Below are 22,796 nucleotides of genomic sequence, written 5' to 3'. Positions count from 1 at the left end.
AACACAACCCAAAGCAACACCAGTAATAACGAGAGACACTCTCGACTACTTCTTCCCCAGATTGGTTGTAGCGCCCTCAAGCGCTACAACACCCCCTCATGCCTGATGACCATAGCGAGTTGGTACCACCCCTTCCCATCCCGAACAGGACCGTGAAACGACTCCACGCCAATGATAGTGCGGATACCCGTGTGAAAGTAGGTAATCGTCAGGCTCCTTATGCGCTGCAAGCCACCGCAGCTAAACAAAAACCCCACCCCGCAAAGGTGGGGTTTTTGCGTTTCGGGCCACACCCTTCAGACCACTCGCGCCAGACACTCAATACTCCGGCTTTTGCATCCTTCAACACGCGATACAGCAACACATGAACTCGCATCGCAGCAGACTAGGACTAGAGCGGTGACTTCGGCGCATACACATTGCTATTTTCGACGGTTCAACAGGGGCATATTCTGCGTGAACCAAATCCAAGTCACCCACGCTGGCTCAGCGAAGGGAAAACAAAAAGCGCCCACTTCAACAAAGTGGACGTATTGGCGTTAGACGCGATTTCACTCATTCAACGCGCTGCGCGTGATCCCCTCACACAGCGAGAAATTTTTCTGCAAGCCGAACCCAATACGTTGATCCAACGGATAACAGCGCATCGTTAAAATCGTAGCTTGCATTGTGAAGCGTGCAAGGCCCTAATCCATGTCCGGCTTCACGATGCGACCCTTCGCCATTCCCCAGAAACGCATAGCAGCCTGGCTTTGCGAGCAACATGAAAGCAAAGTCCTCGGCGCCCATCGTCGGTTCGACGGTGGCGTTCACGTTTTCCTTTCCGACAACCTCCGCCATCACCGACGCCGCGAAGCGCGTCTGTTCAGCGTCGTTGATGGTGGGCGGATAGTTGCGATAAAAATCGATGGAAACTTCGCACTCGTAGGCTGCCGCAGTCGCCTGCGCAATCGTCCGCATCCGGCGCTCGATCAGATCGAGTGTCTCGACGGTAAAGGTTCGCACCGTGCCACCGAGCCAGGCGTCGTCGGGGACAACATTCGATGCGTCTCCAGCATGGATCTGCGTGATCGAAAGGACGGCAGTGTCGATAGGTTTCTTGCTGCGCGTGATAATTCCTTGCAACCCATTGGCGATCTGAACTGCCGTGAAAACCGGGTCGCGTCCGCTGTGCGGTAACGCTGCGTGTGACCCAACGCCCTTGATAATGATGCGAAATTCATTGCTCGACGCCATGATCGGACCCGGCGTGACGCCAAAGTGACCCGCAGGAATACCAGGCCAGTTGTGGATACCAAACACAGCATCGACGGGAAACTGTTCGAATAGCCCATCCTCGATCATCGCCTTGGCGCCGGCTCCGCCTTCCTCGGCCGGCTGAAAGATGAACACGATGGTGCCGTCGAACTTGCCGTGCTCGGCCAAATGTTTCGCCGCCCCCAGCAACATAGCGGTATGGCCATCGTGTCCGCACGCGTGCATGCGGCCTTCGTTTTGCGATCGATGACCGAAAGTGTTGATTTCGGCGATCGGCAATGCGTCCATGTCGGCACGCAGGCCCACGCATCGCTTACCCAAACCGCGTTTCAGCACACCGACGACGCCGGTTTTTCCCATGCCGCGATGGACTTCCAGGCCCCATCGTTCGAGGTTTTCGGCAACCAGCTTTGCCGTGCCGACCTCTTCATAACGCAACTCGGGATGCGCATGGATCGTTCGTCGCAGCGCTTTGATTTCCTCATGCGACGCTTCGATTTCTGGAATCAGATTCATGAAACTGGCCTCTGTCTGAAAAATTAACGTTGCGCGTGCTTACGTCCGCGTCGATTGCACCATTCTACGCCCGCGATTATTTATCGAAGCGCGAGACGGTCAGGTCGGCCAACCGTAATAAAATCGCCTTATCTGTCTGCTTTTTGCACATTCCCACCGGATACCCGCATGAATGCTCCCGTCGAATTCGCTCGTGCTGTCTGTCCACACGATTGTCCCGATACCTGTGCGATGCGCGTCACCGTGAAGGACGGCCGCGCCATCAAGGTGACTGGCGACCCGGATCATCCGCCCACACAAGGGGTGCTTTGCACGAAGGTGTCGCGTTATGCGGAACGAACTCATCATCCAGACCGGTTGCTGACGCCGATGCGTCGCGTCGGCGCGAAGGGAGAGGGCCGCTTCGAAGCGGTGAGCTGGGACGATGCGCTGACATTTGCCGCCGAACGCCTGAACGAAATCGCGAATCGCGCGCCCGAAGCCATCTTGCCGTACAGCTACGCCGGCACGATGGGCTTGGTGCAAGGCGAGAGCATCGCCGCGCGCTTCTTCAATGTGCTTGGCGCGTCGCGTCTGGACCGCACTATCTGTGCTGCAGCCGGCGCGGCGGGCCTACGCTACACGTACGGCGGAAGTCTCGGCATGCACACCGAGTATTTCGAGGAAAGCGAATTGATCCTGATCTGGGGATCGAATCCGATCGCGTCGAATCTGCACTTCTGGACGCGGGCGCAGGAAGCCAAGCGCCGCGGTGCGCGGTTGATTGCCATCGATCCGTACCGCTCGCTGACGGCTGAAAAATGCCATCAGCACATTGCGTTGAAACCGGGTACGGACGGCGCGCTGGCGCTCGGCATGATGAACGTGATGATCGGGGAAGGTCTGATCGACCAGGATTACATCAATGCTTATACGCTCGGCTTCGATCAACTCAAGGCCCGCGCCGAAGACTATCCGCCGGCGCGTGTTGCGCAAATATGCGGGATCGAAGAACAGGTAGTGATCGATCTCGCGCGAACTTTCGGATCGACGAAAAAAGCATCGATACGCCTCAACTACGGTATGCAGCGCGTGCGAGGCGGTGGCAATGCGGTTCGCGCGATCGCGTGTCTGCCTTCGCTCACAGGTGCATGGCGCGAGCGCTCGGGGGGCTTGCTGCTGTCGTCGTCGAGTTGGGCACCGGTGGATGTCAATGCGCTCGAACGGCCTGACTTGCTCCCGGGATGGCCATCGAAACTGCCGCGCACGGTGAACATGAATGCTATCGGCGACGCGTTGCTGCACGCCGGTGACGCCAGCTTCGGCCCGAAAGTCGAAGCGCTGATCGTCTACAACTCTAACCCGGTTGCAGTCGCCCCGGATTCCGCGAAGGTTGCAGCGGGGTTCGCGCGTGAGGATCTCTTCACGATCGTGCTCGAACACTTCCAGACCGATACCGCCGACTACGCCGACCTCATCCTGCCGGCGACCACGCAGCTGGAACACCTGGATGCCCACAAGTCGTACGGCCACACGCATGTGATGGCGAATCTGCCGGCCATTGCTCCGGTGGGTGAGTCACGCGCAAACACGGAGATATTCCGCGGCCTGGCCAAGGCGATGGGGTTGACGCATCCGGCGTTATTCGAAAGCGATGAAGAGCTGGCATCGAAGGCATTCCGCTGGGACGATCCAGCGTTGGCCGGCGTGACCTGGGACACGCTGAAGACAAAAGGTTGGGCACAACTGAAGCTGGCGGAGGCGCCGTTTGCCGAGGGCGGTTTCCACACGCCATCGGGGAAATGCGAGTTTTTCAGTGAGCGTTTGCAGCGCGCAGGACTGGAGCCGGTGCCCGATTACCTGCCGCCGTACGAGTCGGCCGAGTACGCGCCGGCACTCGCCGCGCGTTATCCGCTCGCGATGATCTCGCCGCCGGCGCGGAACTTCCTCAACAGCAGCTTCGTCAATGTGGAAAGCCTGCGATCGACCGAGGGTGAACCGCATCTCGACATGCATCCCGCCGACGCCCACGCTCGTGAGATCACCGAAGGCGAGCTGGTGCGCGTATTCAACGACCGTGGTTCGATGCAGGCACGCGTGCGGGTCACCGATCGCGCTCGTGAAGGTGTCGTGGTGGGGTTATCGGTATGGTGGAAGAAACTCGCGCCGGATGGCTGCAACGCCAACCAGGTGACCAGCCAGGCGCTGACCGATCTCGGTGGGTCGGCGACATTCTATGACTGTCTCGTGGAGGTCGAGGCGGCTTACTGAGTCGAGAACATGAGTTGAGAAAACGAGATGAGAAAAATCGGGTTGAAGCCAGCAGGCGTAAGGGGACGCGCCGGGCGGTGAGATTGGAAGCTGGCGTCTAACCCGGTTGTCGGAATGCGATCGAGCGGCTACGATGCGCTACGGACAATTTTCGCACGACCATTCTAAAATCATATAGAGGAGACGCCGTATGGAAAAAATTTGGCTGAAGTCCTATCCGGCAGGCGTGCCCGAGGAAATCGACGAGACTCGATACAACTCGCTTTCCGACCTGCTGGAAGAGAGTTTTCGGGAACATCGCAGCAAACACGCGTTTGTCTGCATGGGCAAGGCGATCACCTATGGTGAACTCGATACGCTGTCCGCCCGGCTAGCAGCGTGGTTGCAATCGCGTGGGCTGAAGACCGGTGCGCGTGTCGCGATCATGATGCCGAACGTGCTGCAGTACCCGGTTGCGATTGCGGCCATTCTGCGTGCGGGTTATGTCGTCGTGAACGTGAATCCGCTCTATACGCCGCGCGAACTTGAACACCAGTTGAGGGATTCCGGAGCCGAGGCAATTGTCGTCCTCGAGAACTTCGCGCATACCGTGCAGGCGGTTGTGAAGAACACAGCGATCAAGCACGTGGTGGTGGGGTCGATGGGCGACCTGATGGGCGTGAAAGGCGTGATCGTCAACTTCGTCGTGCGGCGTGTGAAGAAGCTGGTGCCTGCGTGGACGCTACCCGGCCATGTGAGTTTTAACGCAGCCCTTCGACAAGGTGCGCGCGAAACGCTCAAACCCGTCAAGCAAGGTCCCGACGACATCGCTTTTCTCCAGTACACCGGTGGTACGACAGGCGTAGCGAAGGGCGCGATGCTGTTGCATCGGAACCTGATCGCGAACGTCTTGCAGTCCGAAGTCTGGCTCGATCCCGGACGCAAGAACCGGCCGGACATCGATCAATTCGTGACCGTCGTGGCGCTGCCGCTTTATCACATCTTCGCGCTGACTGTTTGCGGTTTCCTGACCCTGCGTACGGGTGGCATGGGTATCCTGATTCCAAATCCGCGCGATATCCCGGGCACGATCAAGGAGCTGAAAGGCTTCCAGATCAACACGTTTCCGGCCGTGAACACCCTGTACAACGCGCTGCTGAACAATCCGGAATTCGCCAGGCTCGATTTTTCGAAGCTGATCGCGGCGAACGGTGGCGGCATGGCCGTGCAGGAAGCCGTGGCGAAACGATGGTTCGAGACGACGGGTTCGCCGATCATCGAAGGTTATGGGTTATCCGAAACATCGCCGTGCGTGACGTGCAATCCGGTGACCGCTACCGAATACACCGGCACGATCGGGTTGCCTTTCCCCTCCACCGAACTTGCCATCCGCGACGACGACAACAACGATATGCCGCTCGGCCAACCGGGCGAAATCTGCATTCGCGGTCCGCAGGTCATGGCGGGTTACTGGAACCGGCCCGATGAGACCGCGAAAGTGATGACCTCCGATGGCTTCTTCAAGTCGGGTGACGTCGGCATCATGGACGAACGTGGATACGTGAAGATCGTGGACCGCAAGAAGGACATGATCCTGGTGTCGGGCTTCAACGTGTACCCGAACGAGATCGAGGATGTGGTGGCGAAGCTGCCGGGCGTTTTCGAAGTGGCAGCCGTTGGCATGAAGGACGCGACCTCGGGCGAAGCGGTCAAACTGTTTGTCGTTCGCCGGGATCCGCATTTGACCGAAGCCGATGTGATGGCCTTCTGTAAGGAACGGTTGACGGGCTACAAGCGGCCGCGTGTGATCGAGTTCCGCACGGAGTTGCCGAAGAGCAATGTCGGCAAGATACTGCGCCGGGAGTTGCGCGACGGCAACGCCTGAACACGGTTCAGCCGCCAAAGACCAAAAATAAAAAGCAGGCCTCCGCATCGCAAGATGCGGAGGCCTTTTTTTCGTCGCATGCACGGAACCTGCCCGATCCAGTCCGGAATCGGCACGAAAAAAAGGCGCCCGGAGGCGCCTTTCAAGACAACTGTTTTTATTACAACTTATTAGAACTTGTGACGGATGCCGACAACAGCAGCAACCTGGTTCGACGTCGACGACGCCGACAGGCCGTTGATCTGCGCCGTAGCTGCGCCGCCGACCGAGTTCGTGCCCGATGCGTGTTGATAGATCGCATCGGCGTACAGGTCGGTACGCTTCGACAGGAAGTAGTCCGCGCCCAAGACACCTTGATGGATCTTTTCGTTGGCGATGCTATACGCCTTCGTGTAGTCGTACGCTGCGCCGAGCAGCAACGCCGGGGTCAACTGATACTTGAAGTTGACTTCGGCGTTGTGGAACTTGGCGTTGCCAGACGTCGCCGATCCAGTCGGTTGGCCGGTCACTGCGGTTTGGCCAAGATCCTTGAACTGCGTGTTGCTGTACGTTGCGCCGACAGTTGCTGCGCCGAACGTGTAAGCGCCGGCAGCGGAGATCACTTGCTGCGTCTTGGCCGATGCGAAGCCCGAATACACTTGCGAGGCGCCCATGTTCGTTGCCGTAGCCGACGACGACGCGGTGTTGCCAAAGAACGAGAAGTTCGGGTTCTTGACGTTCAAGTAACCTGCGCCCAATTGCAACGGACCTTGCGAATAGCCAACGCCGCCCGAGAAAATCTGGTTGCGGTTGAATTGACCAGCAACGCCGCCCAGGCTGTACAAGCCGCCGAACGTGATGCCGCTATAGTTCGCGCTCGCGTACTTGATCGAGTTGTTCACCCGATTCGAGTTGTTCAGGTTGTCCAGGTCGCCCGGGTGCGCAGCGTAGAACGACGCCCACTGGCTGCCCACTTCGAACGCGCCGGTGTAGTCCACCACGGAGTCGTATTGACGACCGAGGGTAACCGTACCGAACTGGCTCGACAGGCCAACGTAAGCTTGACGGCCGAATTCGTCACCGCCCTGACCCAGCTTGCCGGTGAACGCGTTGAAACCGTTTTCCAACACGAACAGCGCCTTCAGGCCACCGCCCAGATCTTCCGTGCCACGCAGGCCCCAACGATCGCCTTGCAGGTTGCCGGCGCTCGTTTCGTAGAGCTTATGGCCACCCGAGTTATTGTTGTAAGCGAAACCTGCATCGACAATACCGTACAGCGTCACACTGCTCTGAGCATGCGCGACACCTGCGAATGTACCCAGCGCAGCCAGTGCGAGAAGCGACTTTTTCATTGATGATCTCCAAAGTGTTGAAACTGTTTGGCAAGGTCACTGTTCTTAGCGCCAGTGTGTTGACGTCCCCGCCGGTACTTCAAAATTGAAGTTGAACGTAATGTAACAAAGAGGCTTTTAGTGACAAAGGAAAAGCGGCCCCTTCGTTTCCTTCGTGTGACGTTTACGCAACATGCGGTAAAATCGGGTTTTTCGGCTATTTGCGACCCGTATTTGCCCTAATTACACGTTTTGAAGAGTGGGTAATTTGTTAGTTGGACGATCGGTCTCCGCCCGGTGCAGGATCGCTCAGGAGATCGAAACAGGAGTTATTAAATGACACTCGATGAACTTATCTCTGAGTTCGATCGTGGACTGCGGTCGATGACCGGTGTATCCCGGATGTCACGCCCCATACCGGCGGCGCCTCCGGTTCAGGCAGATAGTGCCGAGTCGCCCGCCGACGCAGCGGATACAACGCTGAGCGCAGAAGAGAAGGCCCATTCGGCGGCGTTGATGCGCGTGAATCACGTAGGTGAAGTGTGCGCACAGGCGCTGTATCAGGCGCAAAAACTCGCGACCGGGTCGAGCGCTTTGAAGCGCGGCTTCGAGGACGCGGCGCGCGAGGAAGAAGACCATCTGGCGTGGACCATGCAGCGCTTGCGCGACCTGGACTCGCGGCCCAGTCTGCTGAACCCCTTGTGGTACACGGGTTCCCTCGCGCTGGGGTTTATTGCTGGAAGATTTGGCGACCGAGTCAGTCTCGGGTTCATGGCGGAAACCGAGCGTCAGGTAGAGAAGCATCTGGACAGCCACATGACCAGCCTGCCTGTGAACGACCACGCATCGCGCGCAATCGTCGAGCAAATGCGCATCGATGAAGCCGCGCATGCCGTTGCGGCCATCAACGCAGGCGGCGTCGAATTGCCGTTTCCGGTGCGGGCGCTGATGCGCGCGACATCGAAAGTCATGACCCGCACGGCGTACTATATTTAAGCAATCACGCATCTCGCCCCATTCGGCGGGATGCGCTTTCATCTCTCTCCCGTTTTCTGCGTTCCATCTGACCCGCAATTCCTCGTGTGGGCCTTCGCGGAACAAAACACCCTCTAGTCTTTGTCCGTCATTTCACGTACTACCTTCACATTCGCCACTACGTCATTCATTCATAACGATTTTCGAAATTTCACCCTACTTTAGCGGTCTGCGCTAAGTCATTGTTCTAAAAAACAAATTTAGTCAAAAAACGCCAGATCGTATTGACCGGCGAAATGCCTTCCTCTACAGTGGGAAATGGTGTGAGAAAGTGTATTTTTGTGTGATTCAGCGCGCACTTTCAGGCATATTCCAACAAAGTAGTGACGCGTCGCCAAGGCGCGAAGAGGAGAGGGCGAGTGTTCCAAGGGGCTTCGGCGCTATCGCTCGATGCGAAAGGACGGATGTCCGTCCCGTCTCGCTATCGGGAAGCGCTGCAAGGGCAGGCAGAAGGCCGGGTCACGCTCACAAAGAGCCCGGATGGATGCCTGTGGCTGTTTCCTCGCCCTGAGTGGGAAATCTTTCGCTCGAAAATCGCTGCACTCCCTATGGACGCAATCTGGGTTCGCCGGATTTATCTGGGCAACGCTATGGATGTTGAACTCGATAGCGCCGGACGGGTATTGGTATCGCCCGAATTGCGTGCGGCGGCATCGCTGACTAAAGAAGTGACGCTGCTCGGCATGGGCAACTACCTGGAAGTATGGGACGCGGTGACTTACACCGAGAAGGAAAAAGCGGCAATGGCGCAAGGCATGCCGGACGCGCTGAAGAATTTTACGTTTTGACGCGGCGCTAAAGAACATGAGCCCTGCGATGAAAAACGAATTGCAGCATCGCACGGTGCTGCTGGATGAGGCGGTAGATGCGCTGGTTACGCGTGTGGACGGTACTTATATAGATGGGACGTTCGGACGTGGCGGCCATAGCCGTCTGATCCTGACGAAGCTGGCAGAAGGCGCCCGGCTGATTGCCTTCGACAAAGACCCGTTGGCCATTGCTACAGCGGCACAGATTCAGGATTCAAGATTTTCCATAGTGCATGAGAGTTTCGCCTCGTTAGCCGATGCCGCTGCCGAGCGAGGAGTAGGGAAAGTGTCGGGCGTGTTGCTGGATCTGGGGGTGTCGTCGCCACAAGTGGACGATCCGGATCGCGGCTTCAGCTTCAGGGCCGATGGCCCGCTCGACATGCGGATGGACCCAAGCCGTGGCGAATCTGCCGCGGAATGGCTGGCGCGGGCAACGGTGCAGGAACTGACGGAGGTGATCAAAGATTATGGGGAAGAACGGTTTGCTTTTCAGATTGCAAAGGCGCTTGTTGCTCGCCGGGCAGAGTCCGATCGTCTTGGGCCTCTCGTCACCACGGGCGAGCTTGCCCAAATCGTGGGTCATGTCGTCAAAACCCGTGAGAAGGGTAAGGATCCGGCAACCCGCACCTTTCAGGCTATACGGATTCACATCAATCAAGAGCTTGCGGAGTTGCAAGTAGTTCTGGACGCAGCATTGGCGTTGTTGGAGCAAGGGGGGCGCCTCGTCGTGATCAGCTTTCATTCGCTCGAGGACCGGATCGTCAAACGTTTCATGCAGGCCCACGCAAGCGGGCCTGCGATCGATCGTCGCCTGCCGATTCGCGCCGCCGATCTGCCCAGTCCGCCGCTCAAGCTGATTGGCCGAGTATTCGCGTCTGACGCTGAAGTCGCGGCGAACCCGCGCGCGCGTTCCGCCGTCATGCGGATTGCCGAGCGCGTGACTGCTCAGACTACCGGGCAGATGGCGCCATGAATCGTCTCAACATCTTCCTGCTGATCATTGTGCTCGGTTGCGCGTTGTCGGCGGTGAGCGCCTCGAACAAGCAACGGCAGATTTTCATCAATGTGCAAAGGGCGCAGTCGGAAGAGCGTCAGTTGCAGCAGGATTTTTCGCAGCTTCAATATCAGCAGAGCGCGTTGTCGAAAACGTCGCGCATCGAGCAGTTGGCTACTACGTCCCTCAAGATGCAGCCCGTCACCACGGGCCGCACGCAATATCTGAACTATGACCCGGCTACGTCGAAGGCCACGGACGCACCGTTGCCTGCGCCCGTTCCGGCGTCGGCTCCTCCCGCACGCGGGGTGAAACGATGAAACCGTCGCCAAAGAAGAACAAGGGCGTCGCCTTCACGCCCAATCCCATCCTCTCGGTGCGCCTCCCAATGTGGCGCTCGAAGCTCGTCGTGTTCATGCTGTTCATGGCATTTGTCGCGCTCGCGGGGCGCGCGTTCTGGATCCAGGGTCCGGGCAACGCGTTCTTCAAGAAGCAGGGCGAAAGCCGCTATCAGCGCACGCTCGAAATGCCGGCCACGCGCGGCCAGATCAAGGACCGCAACGGCCTCGTGCTCGCGACCAGTTTGCCGGTGAAGGCGATCTGGGCGATCCCCGAAGCCGTGCCCGACGACCTCAGCGCAGACAAGCTCGGCGAACTCGCCACGCTGCTTGAAATGTCGCCGAAGGAATTGCGCGCAAAGCTGTCCATGGACAAGACGTTTGTCTATGTGAAGCGGCAGGTGTCCATCGAGGTTGCGCAGAAAGTCGCGGCTCTCGATATCCCCGGCATCTATTCACGTGGTGAATACAAGCGCTTCTATCCGGAAGGCGAGATCACGGCGCATCTGATCGGTTTTACTAATATTGAAGACAAGGGTCAGGAAGGCGTTGAACTCGGCGATCAGGGCGTTCTCGCCGGCACGCCGGGCATGCGTCGCGTGATCAAGGACCGGATGGGGCACGTCGTCGAGGACGTGGACGAGCAAGTCGTGCCGCATAACGGCGACGACGTGGAGTTGTCGATCGACAGCAAGATCCAGTACATCGCGTACACGAACCTGAAAGCCGCCGTGGAGAAGTTCAAGGCGAAAGCGGGCGCGGCGATCGTGATCGACGTGAAGACCGGCGAAGTGCTCGCGCTCGTCAATTATCCGACCTACAACCCGAACGACCGCTCACGCATGACCGGCGAGCAGTTGCGCAACCGGATCATGACGGACACGTTCGAGCCGGGCTCGATCATGAAGCCGTTCACCGTTTCGCTTGCGCTCGATCTGCATCGCGTCACACCGAATACGCTGGTGGATACCGGCGGCGGTTCGTTCGTGCTCGACGGCGCGCGCATCACTGACGACTCGGCGTTCGGCGTCCTGACTGTGGGTGGCGTGATCCAGAAGTCGAGCAACATCGGTGCGACCAAGATCGCGATGCAGTTGAAGCCGGAAGAGATGTGGAACATGTATACGAGCATCGGGCTCGGGCAGGCGCCGAAGGTGGGTTTCCCGGGCGCGGTGTCGGGTCGGCTGCGTCCGTGGAAGAGCTGGCGCCGGATCGAACAGGCGACCATGTCGTATGGCTATGGCCTGTCGGCGTCGCTGTTCCAGTTGGCGCGCGCTTACACGGCTATCGCGCATGACGGGCAGGTGTTGCCGGTCTCCATTTTCCGCACGCCGGGCGATGCGCCCGTGACGGGTCCGCAGGTATTTGCGCCGACCACTGCGCGGGAAGTGCGCGCCATGCTGGAAACGGTGACGGCGAAGGGCGGCACGTCGCCGGATGCGGCTGTGCCGGGGTATCGCGTGGGCGGCAAGTCAGGGACGGCGTACAAGCACGCGGGACGCGGCTACGATAAATCGCGGTATCGCGCATCGTTTGTCGGCATGGGACCCATGCCGGATCCGCGCATCGTGGTGGCGGTTTCGGTCGATGAACCGACGGCCGGCAGCCACTTCGGCGGCCAGGTGTCGGGTCCGGTGTTTTCGGCAATCGCCGGCGATACCCTGCGTTCGCTGAATATTCCGCCGGACATGGCGGTGAAGCAGATGGTGGTGTCCGATGACCCCGCGTCAAGCACGCCCGCCACTGACATCAAGAAGCCGAACGCGACGAATGCGAATGCGAATGCGAATGCGAATACGAACACGAGCACGAATCCGCCGAAGAAGCTGAAGGTATCGACGAATCCGAAGAATCACCCGGGAGTCGTTCGATGAGCGGTTTGGATTTGGTCAAGCAGCAGGCACAGATCGCGAAAGCGGTTGAGTGGTTGCGTGCGCACGCGGACGCCAGTGCGCAATTGCACGCCGATTCGCGCTCGCTGAAACTCGGCGACGTGTTTTTTGCCTACGCCGTGGATGGCGCGGACAGTCGTCCCTTTATCGACGCTGCGCTCAAAAACGGCGCCGCTGCCGTGCTGTATCAGCCGGAGAATTTCACCGGCAAGCCGGACGCGTCGCGTGCGTTGGCGGTCAAGGGGCTGAATGAACTGGCCGGGCCGATCGCGTCGGCGTGGTATGGCGAGCCCACCGACTCCATGTTGGTCGCGGGCGTAACCGGCACGAACGGAAAGACGTCGTGCAGCCATTGGCTGGCAACGGCGCTGTCGGCGCTAGGCACGCCGTGCGCGGTGGTCGGCACGCTCGGCAGCGGCATGCCGGGCAAGCTTGTGTATTCGGGTTTTACGACGCCGGACGCGCCGCAGCTGCAACGCACGTTTGCCCAATTCAAGACCGACGGCGCGAAGGCCGTGGCGATGGAAGTTTCGTCGCATGCGCTGCATCAGGGGCGCGTGAACGGCACGAAGTTCGATATCGCCATCTTCACGAATCTCACGCAGGATCATCTGGACTATCACGGCACGTTTGCCGCGTACGAAGGCGCGAAGGCGAAGCTGTTCGCCTGGCCGGCTTTGAAAGCCGCTGTCATCAATCGCGATGATCCGGCTGGTCAGCGTCTGATTGCATCGTGTCACGGCAGGACGCGAACGATTGCGTACGGCATTGCTGAAAACGCTGCCGGCGCTGAAGTCAAAGCCGACGCGTCGCTGCTCGCCAGCCGTGTCCGGGCAACCGCGACCGGCACCGCGTTCCACCTGAGTTCCGACTGGGGCGACGCCGACGTGGAAGTCTCGACGCTCGGCGAATTCAACGTGAGCAATCTGCTCGGCGTGCTGGGCGCGTTGCTGGCGGCGCAGGTTCCGCTCGACGCAGCGCTCGCACAGATCGCGAAGCTCGAACCGGTGAATGGACGGATGCAACGCCTTGGCGGCCGTTTGCAGAACGATGAGCCGCTGGTGGTGATCGATTTCGCGCATACACCGGACGCGCTCGAAAAAACGCTGGAAGCGCTGCGGCCGATCGCCAAAACGCGTGGTGGCCAGTTGATCTGCATGTTCGGGTGCGGGGGCGATCGCGATGCGAGCAAGCGTCCGCTGATGGGTGCTATCGCGGAGAAGAATGCGGATCACGTCGTGATCACGAGCGACAACCCGCGAGGTGAAGATCCGCTGGCGATCATCGATCAGGTTGCAGCAGGCTTTCAGGACGCATCGAAAGCGCGCCGCATAGAAGACCGCGCGAGCGCGATCCTCCAGGCGATTCGCACCGCGGCTCGCGAGGACGTGGTCGTGCTGGCCGGCAAGGGCCACGAAGCCACACAGGAAATCATGGGAAAAAAGCGCGCTTTCTCCGATCAGGATCACGCACGTCTGGCGCTCGCCGCTCGCGCCACGCAAGCACGCGGAGGTGGCGAATGACGCTGTTCACACTGCGCGACGCCGCGCTGCAGATTCCGGGCGCGATAGTTATAGGCGATGAAAACGTCGCGTTCGACCGTGTATCGACGGATAGCCGCACGGCGGGTCCGGGCGATCTGTTCATCGCGATCAAGGGCGATCGTTTCGATGCCCACAATTTCCTGCCGCAAGTGGCGCAGCGGGGCATCGCGGCGGTGCTGGTCACGCGCACGCCGGATGATTTCGCTGTGCCCGCGATGAAGGTGAAGGACACGCGCGTGGCGCTTGGCGCGTTGGCTCACGGCTGGCGTAAGCGCTTCACGATTCCGCTGATCGCGGTTACCGGCAGTAACGGCAAGACCACGGTCAAGGAAATGATCGCGTCGATCCTCGCGGCGGCTGTGGGCGAAAACGCGCGCCTCGCGACGGCAGGCAATTTCAACAATGACATCGGCTTGCCGTTGACGTTGTTTCGCCTGAACGAAACGCACAAGCTGGCGGTCATCGAACTCGGGATGAATCATCCGGGCGAAACCGAAGCGCTCGGGAAGATCGCCGCGCCGACTGTTGCTGTTGTTAACAACGCGCAGCGCGAGCATCAGGAATTCATGGCGACGGTGGAAGCGGTCGCGCTGGAACATGCGTCGGTGATTCACGCGCTGGGCACGAACGGCACGGCCGTTTTCCCCGCCGACGACAAATACGCCAGCATCTGGCGCGTCGCCGCGACAGGCAATCCGATCCTGGATTTCGCGCTGCATACGGACGCGTCGCAAACGCAAGCGGCAGTGACCGGCAAGCTTGTTGGCGCCACGCTCGAGATCAACACGCCGAATGGCTCGCTTGAAGTTGCATTGCAAGTGCTGGGCGAACACAACGCGCGCAACGCTTTGGCGGCGACGGCTGCGGCTCTTGCCTCAAACGTCTCACTCGATGCCGTCAAGCGCGGGCTCGAAGCTTTCGAACCGGTCAAGGGCCGCCTGCAAGTGAAGCGCGCGGTGCTCAAACCGATCGAAGGCGCGACTGTTATCGACGATACGTACAACTCGAATCCCGACTCCATGCGCGCGGCCATCGATGTGCTCGCGTCGCAACCGTCACCGCGCGTGCTGGTGATGGGCGACATGGGCGAAGTCGGCGACCAGGGTCCGGCGTTTCATCGCGAAGTGGGAGCGTATGCGGCGCAGCGCGGTATCGACGTGCTGTACGCACTTGGCGACGCCAGCATCGATTCAAGCAAGGTGTTCGGACCAGCAGGACAACATTTCACCGATATCACCTCACTCATTGCAGCACTCACCGGCGCCGGCTTCGGACCCGACGCCACGTTTCTCGTGAAAGGCTCGCGCTTCATGCAGATGGAACGCGTGGTGGACGCCGTGACGAGTCCACACCAACCCGCAGCCGGCGCTATGCCTGCTGCGCACTGAAGAAGAAGGACCAGCATGCTACTCGCACTCGCGCAATGGCTTCAGAATGACGCCAGTTTTCTGCGCGTGTTTACCTACCTCACGTTCCGCGCAGTCGGCGCGACGATCACGGCGTTGTTCGTCGGCCTCGTTTGCGGTCCGTGGGTGATTCGCAAATTGACCTCGTTGAAGGTCGGTCAGGCCGTGCGTACGAACGGCCCGCAAACACATTTGGTGAAGTCCGGCACGCCGACCATGGGTGGCGTGTTGATTCTGTTGGGCATCGCATTTTCCACGTTGCTGTGGGCCGATCTGACGAATCGCTTCGTGTGGATCGTGATGCTCGTCACGTTCGGCTACGGCGTGATCGGCTGGGTCGATGATTACCGCAAAGTCGTGCATAAAGACCCGCGCGGAATGTCGTCGCGGGAAAAGTATTTCTGGCAATCGGTGATTGGTTTGTTCGCCGCCGTGTATCTCGCGTTCAGCGTGTCCGAGGCGAACAACGCACGCGTGTTCGACCTCTTCATGGCGTGGGTGCGCAGCGGTTTGTCGATGGGCTTGCCCGCGCGCGCCGACCTGATGCTGCCATTTCTCAAATCGATCAGCTATCCGCTCGGCACGTGGGGCTTCATCGCGATGACGTACCTGGTGATCGTCGGTTCGAGCAACGCGGTGAATCTCACCGATGGCCTCGACGGTCTCGTCATCATGCCGGTCGTGCTGGTGGGCGCATCGCTGGGCGCCTTTGCTTATGTGATGGGCAGCTCGGTGTACTCGAAGTACTTGTTGTTCCCGCACATTCCAGGGGCCGGCGAACTATTGATCTTTTGTTCCGCAATGGGAGGCGCGGGGCTTGCGTTTCTCTGGTACAACACGCACCCCGCGCAAGTCTTCATGGGCGATGTCGGCGCGCTCGCGCTCGGCGGTGCGCTCGGGACCATCGCCGTGATCGTGCGGCAGGAAGTCGTGCTGTTCATCATGGGCGGCGTGTTCGTCGCGGAAACGCTCTCCGTGATGATGCAGGTGACCTACTTCAAGTACACGAAAAAACGCTTCGGCGAAGGGCGGCGCATCTTCAAGATGGCGCCGCTGCATCACCATTTTGAGTTGTCGGGATGGAAGGAAACGCAGGTTGTCGTGCGCTTCTGGATCATCACGCTGATGTTGTGTCTGTTCGGTTTGTCGACGCTTAAGTTGCGTTAATAAGCTGCGTTAATAAGTGACGCAAATTCGTACGTTGGTTTTTAGTTGTTCAGGGAAAAGGTAAAGCGATGTTTGGCGAGAAGTTCTTCGATCGGCCGAGTCCGATGGTGCTTGTGCTGGGGCTCGGTGAATCCGGCCTCGCGATGACGCGTTGGTGCGCGCGTCACGGGTGCCGTCTGCGCGTGGCCGATACCCGCGCCACGCCGCCGAACCTGTCGGAACTCGCGGTCCACGGCATCGATGCGGATTTCGTCGGCGGTGAATTCACGCCAGCGTTGCTCGATGGCGGTATCGAAATAGTTGCAATCAGCCCGGGACTGTCGCCTCTGGCTGACGATGTGAGGCCGCTCCTCGACGCCGCGCGGGAACGCGGCGTCCCTGTGTGGGGCGAGCTGGAATGGTTCGCGCAAGCGTTGAAGTCGCTTGGCGCGAACGGTTATACGCCGAAGGTGATCGCCATTACGGGCACCAACGGCAAGACCACGACGACCGCGCTGACCGGGTTGTTGTGTGAACGTGCCGGCAAGACCGTGGCGGTGGCGGGAAACATCAGCCCGGCGATGCTGGACAAGTTAAGTGAAGCAATCGACAACACCGCGCTGCCCGATGTCTGGGTGCTCGAGTTGTCGAGTTTTCAGCTTGAGACGGCACACTCGTTCGAGCCGGACGCTGCTGCTGTGCTGAACATTACACAGGATCATCTGGACTGGCATGGCGGCCTCGACGCTTACGCTGCAGCGAAGGGCCGCATCTTTGGTGACAAGACGGTGCGCGTGCTCAATCGTGATGACGCGCGGACCATGGCGCTGGGATCGGGAAATCCCGCGTCGGTGGTCACGTTCGGCCTGAACGAACCGAAGCGTCTCGGTGATTACGGTCTGCTGCGCGAGAACGGTATCGCGTGGCTCGTGCAAGGCAACGATCGCGATCTCAGCGATGAACCCGCGCCCACGCGTCGGCGCAAGAGCGATGTCGCGGCCGAGCCGAATGTGTATTCCAAGCGCCTGATGCCCGTCGATGCACTGCGCGTTCGCGGCCTTCATAACGCAGCGAATGCGCTGGCGGGTTTGGCGCTTGCACGGGCGATCGATTTGCCGCTCGCATCGCTGCTGCATGGCTTGCGTGAATACCAGGGCGAGCCGCATCGCGTGGAAGTGATCGCGCAAATAGACGGCATTGATTTCGTCGATGACAGCAAAGGCACGAACGTCGGCGCGACCGTCGCGGCGCTCGACGGTCTGGCGCAAAAGACGCTGCTGATCGCCGGCGGCGACGGCAAGGGACAGGATTTTTCACCGCTTTCGGCGCCGGTCGCACGTTGGTGCCGCGCGGTGATGCTGATTGGCCGCGATGCCCCGCGCATTCGTGAGGCGCTGGCGGACACGGACGTGCCGCTGCACGACCACGCGACGCTCGAAGCCGCAACGCAAGCGGCGGCACAACTGGCTGAACCGGGCGACGCGGTGCTGCTCTCGCCCGCCTGCGCCAGTTTCGACATGTTCAAGAACTACGCACATCGCGCGGACGTATTCCGACAAGCGGTGGCTGATATTGCGGCAGAACGGGGGGTGATGTTATGAGCTGGTCCGAACGTTTTGGCTCGAAACTGACCGGTCAACGCAACGCTGTTGCGAACGACAGCGCGACGCTCGGCGGCCGTACCTCGCGTACCGACCGCACGGGCGGCGTGGGCGGGCTTGGCGGTATTGGTGCGCGCGTGGCTGAGCGGGCAAGCGGAATTTCGAGCGCGGTCAATGGCGTGACGCCCATCCGCTCGCGCATGCTTGACTATGACTATTCGCTGCTGTGGGTGACGATCGCGTTGCTCGGACTCGGTATCGTGATGGTGTATTCAGCGTCCATCGCCATGCCGGATTCGCCGAAATACGCTCAGTACCGCGACTACTTCTTCCTGGTGCGCCATCTTGTATCGATAGCGACCGCCGTCGTGGCGTCGATCATCGCGTTCAAGATTCCGGTGTCCACGTGGGACAAGTACGCAGCGAAGTTCTTCCTGGTCGCGCTGTTCATGCTGGTGATCGTGCTGATTCCGCACATCGGCAAGGGCGTGAACGGGGCGCGTCGATGGATTCCGCTCGGAATCACGAACATGCAGCCGTCGGAGATCATGAAGCTCGCCGTGACCATCTACGCGGCCAACTACACGGTGCGCAAGCAAGAGTTCATGAACAGCATCGGCCGCGGCTTTTTGCCGATGGCCGTCGCGGTCGGCTTCGTCGGCGCGTTGCTGCTGCTCGAGCCGGACATGGGCGCGTTCATGGTGATCGCGGTCGTCGCCATGGGTGTGCTGTTCCTCGGCGGCGTGAACGCCAAGCTGTTCGGCGGCCTGGTGGCAACGGCCGTTGGCACGTTTGCATTGCTCGTGTGGGCATCGCCGTGGCGGCGTGAACGGATCTTCGCTTACCTCGATCCGTGGGACGACCGCTATGCGCAAGGCAAGGCGTACCAGTTGACGCACTCGCTGATCGCGTTCGGCCGTGGCGAATGGTTTGGCGTTGGGTTGGGCGGCAGTGTCGAAAAGCTCAACTACCTGCCGGAAGCGCACACCGACTTCATCCTCGCGGTGATCGGCGAGGAACTTGGGTTTGTCGGCGTGTTGATCGTGATCCTGCTGTTCTACTGGATCGTGCGGCGCGCGTTCGAAATCGGCCGTCAGGCGCTCGCGCTTGACCGTACGTTTGCCGGTTTGATGGCGAAGGGTATCGGCCTGTGGTTCGGTGCGCAGACGTTCATCAACATGGGCGTGAATCTCGGCTTGCTGCCGACCAAAGGCTTGACGTTGCCGCTGGTGAGCTACGGCGGATCGGGCATCTTGCTGAACTGCGTCGCGATCGCGGTGCTGATGCGCGTGGATTACGAAAACCGGGTGCTGATGCGCGGAGGAAAGGTATGACGGTTTCGACGTCATCTCGCGCAGGCACGCTGATGGTGATGGCCGGCGGCACCGGGGGACACGTGTTCCCGGGGCTCGCGGTCGCTCACTGGATGCAGGCGCGCGGCTGGCGTGTGGTGTGGCTCGGCAACGCGTCGGGCATGGAAGCGACGCTCGTGCCGAAGCACGGCATCGCGATGGAATACGTGCGCTTTGGCGGTGTGCGCGGCAAGGGCATCAAGACGAAGCTGATGCTGCCGGTGAACCTGCTGCGTGCGTGTTCGCAAAGCCTGCGCGCGCTGCGCACTGTGAAGCCGGACGTAGTGCTCGGCATGGGCGGATACATCACGTTTCCGGCTGGCTTGATGTCGAAGCTGAGCGGTACGCCGCTCGTGCTGCATGAACAAAATTCAATCGCGGGACTGGCGAACAAGGTGCTCGCGCACGTGGCCAAACGCGTGCTGGTCGCGTTCCCGAATGCGCTGCCGAATGCTGAATGGACCGGAAATCCGATTCGTGCGGAACTTGCAGAGGCTTTGCCACCCAAAGAACGCTACGCCGCTCGCAATGATGCTGACGCGCGTCTCAACGTTCTGGTCGTCGGGGGCAGTCTGGGTGCAGCCGCTTTGAATGAAACCGTACCGAAAGCGCTCGCGTTGCTCGACCCGGCACTGCGTCCGCGCGTCGTGCACCAGGCGGGCGCGAAGCATATCGATGCGTTGAAAGCGAACTACGCGGCAGCGGGTTTATCGGCGGATGGCGACGTTCAGCTAGTGCCGTTCATCGACGATATGGCGAGCGCCTACGCCGCAGCGGATCTCGTGATCTGCCGCTCGGGGGCGATGACCGTGTCCGAGATCGCAGCCGTTGGGGTGGCCGCGTTGTTCGTGCCGTTCCCTTTCGCCGTCGATGACCACCAGACCACCAACGCCGCGTTCCTCGCTAATGCGGGCGCGGCCCATTTGATACAACAGCGCGATTTGTCGGCGGAAAAGCTCGCCGGCTGGTTGCGCGAACAGACTCGCGAGACGCTCGCCTCGATGGCCGTGAAAGCTCGCGCCTTGGCGAAACCCGACGCAGCTGAACGCGTCGGCCGAGTCTGCGCCGATGTAGCCGGCTTGAGCGCGCTGATACAAGCGCCGAAGGAAATCCAGCCATGAAACATATCGTCAAACACATTCACTTTGTCGGCATCGGCGGCGCGGGGATGAGCGGCATTGCAGAGGTGTTGCTCAACTTGGGCTATCAGGTCAGCGGCTCGGATCTGACGAGCAACGGCGTGACCGATCGGCTCACCACGCTGGGTGCGCGCGTGGCGATCGGGCATCGTGAAGAGAATATCGACGGCGCGAACGCCGTGGTCGTGTCGACCGCCGTGCGCTCCGATAACCCCGAAGTGCTGGCCGCGCGTCATCGCCGGATTCCGATCGTGCCGCGTGCCGTGATGCTCGCGGAACTGATGCGCCTGAAGCAGGGCATCGCGATTGCCGGCACGCATGGCAAGACCACGACTACGTCGCTGGTGGCGAGCGTGCTGGCCGCGGGCGGGCTCGATCCGACGTTCGTAATCGGCGGGCGCCTGATCAGCGCGGGCGCGAATGCGCGGCTGGGAACGGGCGATTTCATCGTGGCTGAAGCCGATGAATCCGATGCGTCGTTCCTGAATCTTTTCCCGGTGATCGAAGTCATCACGAACATCGATGCAGATCACATGGACACCTACGGCCACGACTTCGCGCGGCTGAAGCAGGCGTTTATCGAATTCACGCATCGGCTGCCGTTCTATGGCATCGCGGTGCTGTGTGTGGATGATCCAAACGTGCGTGAAATCCTGCCGTTCGTGTCGAAGCCGATCATCCGATACGGCCTCGGCGCCGAAGCCCAAGTGCGCGCGGTGAATGTGGAAGCGCGCGACGGCAAGATGCATTTCACAACGTTGCGTGAAGACGCGACGCCGTTGGACATCGTGTTGAATCTGCCGGGCACGCACAACGTGCAGAACGCTTTGGCGGCTATTGCAATTGCGACTGAACTTGAAGTCGCAGATGCCGATATCCAGAGGGCGCTACAAGAATTCACCGGCGTGGGCCGGCGTTTTCAGCGTTACGGCGAAGTGAACGTGAGGGCGTCCGAAGGCGGCGCGTACACGCTGATCGATGACTACGGTCATCACCCGGTCGAGATGGCCGCGACGGTCGCGGCGGCGCGTGGCGCATTTCCTGGTCGTCGTCTTGTGCTTGCGTTCCAGCCGCATCGATACACGCGCACGCGCGATTGCTTCGAAGACTTCGTGCGGGTGCTGTCCACGGTCGATGCCCTCGTGCTTACCGAGGTCTACGCGGCAGGCGAAGCGCCGATCGTCGCCGCCGATGGCCGCGCGCTCGCTCGCGCGATTCGCGTGGCGGGGAAAGTGGAGCCGGTGTTTGTCGAAACGGTGGATGAGATGCCGGACGCGATTGCCACGCTGGCACGCAATGGCGACGTAGTGATCACGATGGGCGCCGGTTCTATCGGCGGTGTATGCGCTCGGCTGACGGCGCAACTTCAGGATTCGAAGGTTTCAAGATGACGAGCAATGTAATCGACCCTAAGGTGTTCGGCAAAGTGGCCGTGCTGCTTGGCGGGGAAACCGCCGAGCGCGAGGTATCGCTGAATTCGGGACGTCTCGTGCTGCAGGGATTACGCGATGCGGGCATCGATGCGCATCCGTTCGATCCGGCGGAACGGCCGCTGGCCGAGTTGAAGTCCGAAGGCTTTGCGCGCGTGTTTATCGCGTTGCATGGCGGGTATGGCGAGAACGGCCAGTTGCAGGGCGCGCTCGATTTCTACGGCATCAAGTACACGGGCAGCGGTGTGCTGGGCTCAGCACTCGGCCTCGATAAATTCCGCACGAAGCTCGTGTGGCAGCAAACCGGTGTGCCCACGCCGCCGTTCGAAGTCGTGATGCGTGGCGATGACTACGAAGCTGCGGCGCTGAAGATTGTTCCGAAGCTCGGGTTGCCGCTGTTCGTGAAGCCGGCGAGCGAAGGATCGAGCGTCGCGGTGATCAAGGTGAAGAGCGCGGAAATGCTGGTGCCGGCGCTGATCGAAGCGGCGAAGTTCGACAAGATCGTGCTGGTCGAAAAAAGCATCGAAGGCGGCGGCGAATACACGTGCTGTATCGCGGGCGACCTCGACTTGCCGATCATCAAGATCGTGCCGGCTGGCGAGTTCTACGACTACAACGCGAAGTACATCGCCGACGACACGCAGTACCCGATTCCCTGCGGCCTCTCGCCCGCCGACGAAACGCGCATGAAGCAGCTTTCGCGCCGCGCGTTCGACGTGCTCGGCTGCACCGACTGGGGCCGTGCCGATTTCATGATGGACGGCGACGGCAATCCGTACTTCCTGGAAGTGAATACTGCGCCGGGCATGACGGATCACTCGCTGCCGCCGAAAGCGGCGCGTGCGGTCGGCATCAGCTACAAGGATCTGGTGGTGAAAGTGTTGTCGAAGACGCTGCAGGATTGAGACGTAGA

Annotated in this window: 17 protein-coding genes and 1 rRNA gene; 16 read left to right on the top strand and 2 right to left on the bottom strand. The window is 60.3% G+C overall.

What is annotated here, in order from left to right:
- Positions 1-101: 101 nt before the first annotated feature.
- Positions 102-214, top strand: a 5S ribosomal RNA gene (gene rrf / locus ACSOSP_RS10685).
- Between the two features lie 368 nt (positions 215-582).
- Here rrf and ACSOSP_RS10680 read toward each other — a convergent pair.
- The gene (locus tag ACSOSP_RS10680; RefSeq protein WP_455306377.1) at positions 583-1,773 is read right to left on the bottom strand and encodes a M20 aminoacylase family protein; all 1,191 of its coding nucleotides are present in this window, start codon (positions 1,771-1,773) and stop codon (positions 583-585) included.
- Positions 1,774-1,941: 168 nt separating this feature from the next.
- Between ACSOSP_RS10680 and ACSOSP_RS10675 the strand changes: the two genes are divergently transcribed.
- A complete protein-coding gene (locus ACSOSP_RS10675) occupies positions 1,942-4,023 on the top strand; it encodes a molybdopterin-containing oxidoreductase family protein (RefSeq protein WP_455306375.1) in 2,082 nt (693 codons plus the stop codon).
- A 190-nt stretch (positions 4,024-4,213) separates the two neighbouring features.
- Positions 4,214-5,887, top strand: coding sequence for a long-chain-fatty-acid--CoA ligase (locus ACSOSP_RS10670; RefSeq protein ID WP_455306373.1), 1,674 nt, complete (start codon positions 4,214-4,216; stop codon positions 5,885-5,887).
- A 170-nt stretch (positions 5,888-6,057) separates the two neighbouring features.
- On the opposite strand, the gene ACSOSP_RS10665 is transcribed toward ACSOSP_RS10670, so the two are convergent.
- Positions 6,058-7,218, bottom strand: coding sequence for a porin (locus ACSOSP_RS10665; RefSeq protein WP_455306371.1), 1,161 nt, complete (start codon positions 7,216-7,218; stop codon positions 6,058-6,060).
- 315 nt (positions 7,219-7,533) lie between these two features.
- Here ACSOSP_RS10665 and coq7 point away from each other — a divergent pair, with 315 nt between their 5' ends.
- The 13 genes from coq7 (at position 7,534) to ACSOSP_RS10600 (ending at position 22,788) form a co-directional block, all read left to right on the top strand.
- Positions 7,534-8,193 (top strand): 2-polyprenyl-3-methyl-6-methoxy-1,4-benzoquinone monooxygenase, encoded by a 660-nt coding sequence (gene coq7, locus ACSOSP_RS10660; RefSeq protein ID WP_455306369.1) that lies wholly within the window; start codon positions 7,534-7,536, stop codon positions 8,191-8,193.
- Positions 8,194-8,591: 398 nt separating this feature from the next.
- Positions 8,592-9,020: a division/cell wall cluster transcriptional repressor MraZ gene (gene mraZ / locus ACSOSP_RS10655; RefSeq protein WP_455306367.1), complete on the top strand. Its 429-nt coding sequence runs from the start codon at positions 8,592-8,594 to the stop codon at positions 9,018-9,020.
- A gap of 28 nt (positions 9,021-9,048) precedes the next feature.
- Positions 9,049-10,014, top strand: a complete 966-nt coding sequence (rsmH, locus tag ACSOSP_RS10650) for a 16S rRNA (cytosine(1402)-N(4))-methyltransferase RsmH (protein ID WP_455306365.1) — start codon at positions 9,049-9,051, stop codon at positions 10,012-10,014.
- Positions 10,011-10,355, top strand: a complete 345-nt coding sequence (ftsL, locus tag ACSOSP_RS10645; protein WP_455306363.1) for a cell division protein FtsL — start codon at positions 10,011-10,013, stop codon at positions 10,353-10,355. Before rsmH ends, ftsL begins: the two co-directional genes overlap by 4 nt.
- Positions 10,352-12,247, top strand: coding sequence for a peptidoglycan D,D-transpeptidase FtsI family protein (locus tag ACSOSP_RS10640; protein ID WP_455306361.1), 1,896 nt, complete (start codon positions 10,352-10,354; stop codon positions 12,245-12,247). The genes ftsL and ACSOSP_RS10640 overlap by 4 nt, the downstream gene beginning before the upstream one ends.
- On the top strand, positions 12,244-13,788 hold the full coding sequence (locus tag ACSOSP_RS10635; protein WP_455306359.1) for a UDP-N-acetylmuramoyl-L-alanyl-D-glutamate--2,6-diaminopimelate ligase: 1,545 nt from the start codon (positions 12,244-12,246) through the stop codon (positions 13,786-13,788). Before ACSOSP_RS10640 ends, ACSOSP_RS10635 begins: the two co-directional genes overlap by 4 nt.
- Positions 13,785-15,197: a UDP-N-acetylmuramoyl-tripeptide--D-alanyl-D-alanine ligase gene (locus ACSOSP_RS10630; RefSeq protein WP_455306357.1), complete on the top strand. Its 1,413-nt coding sequence runs from the start codon at positions 13,785-13,787 to the stop codon at positions 15,195-15,197. Before ACSOSP_RS10635 ends, ACSOSP_RS10630 begins: the two co-directional genes overlap by 4 nt.
- A gap of 15 nt (positions 15,198-15,212) precedes the next feature.
- On the top strand, positions 15,213-16,382 hold the full coding sequence (gene mraY / locus ACSOSP_RS10625) for a phospho-N-acetylmuramoyl-pentapeptide-transferase (RefSeq protein WP_455306355.1): 1,170 nt from the start codon (positions 15,213-15,215) through the stop codon (positions 16,380-16,382).
- A gap of 68 nt (positions 16,383-16,450) precedes the next feature.
- Positions 16,451-17,962, top strand: a complete 1,512-nt coding sequence (gene murD / locus ACSOSP_RS10620) for a UDP-N-acetylmuramoyl-L-alanine--D-glutamate ligase (RefSeq protein ID WP_455306353.1) — start codon at positions 16,451-16,453, stop codon at positions 17,960-17,962.
- On the top strand, positions 17,959-19,296 hold the full coding sequence (ftsW, locus tag ACSOSP_RS10615; protein WP_455306351.1) for a putative lipid II flippase FtsW: 1,338 nt from the start codon (positions 17,959-17,961) through the stop codon (positions 19,294-19,296). The genes murD and ftsW overlap by 4 nt, the downstream gene beginning before the upstream one ends.
- The gene (gene murG / locus ACSOSP_RS10610; RefSeq protein ID WP_455306349.1) at positions 19,293-20,435 is read left to right on the top strand and encodes an undecaprenyldiphospho-muramoylpentapeptide beta-N-acetylglucosaminyltransferase; all 1,143 of its coding nucleotides are present in this window, start codon (positions 19,293-19,295) and stop codon (positions 20,433-20,435) included. Before ftsW ends, murG begins: the two co-directional genes overlap by 4 nt.
- On the top strand, positions 20,432-21,844 hold the full coding sequence (gene murC, locus ACSOSP_RS10605; protein WP_455306347.1) for a UDP-N-acetylmuramate--L-alanine ligase: 1,413 nt from the start codon (positions 20,432-20,434) through the stop codon (positions 21,842-21,844). Before murG ends, murC begins: the two co-directional genes overlap by 4 nt.
- Positions 21,841-22,788, top strand: coding sequence for a D-alanine--D-alanine ligase (locus ACSOSP_RS10600; RefSeq protein ID WP_455306345.1), 948 nt, complete (start codon positions 21,841-21,843; stop codon positions 22,786-22,788). Before murC ends, ACSOSP_RS10600 begins: the two co-directional genes overlap by 4 nt.
- Positions 22,789-22,796: the final 8 nt, after the last annotated feature.

The organism is Caballeronia sp. KNU42 (genome assembly GCF_053760385.1).
This window is presented reverse-complemented; position numbering and strand designations above follow the sequence as displayed.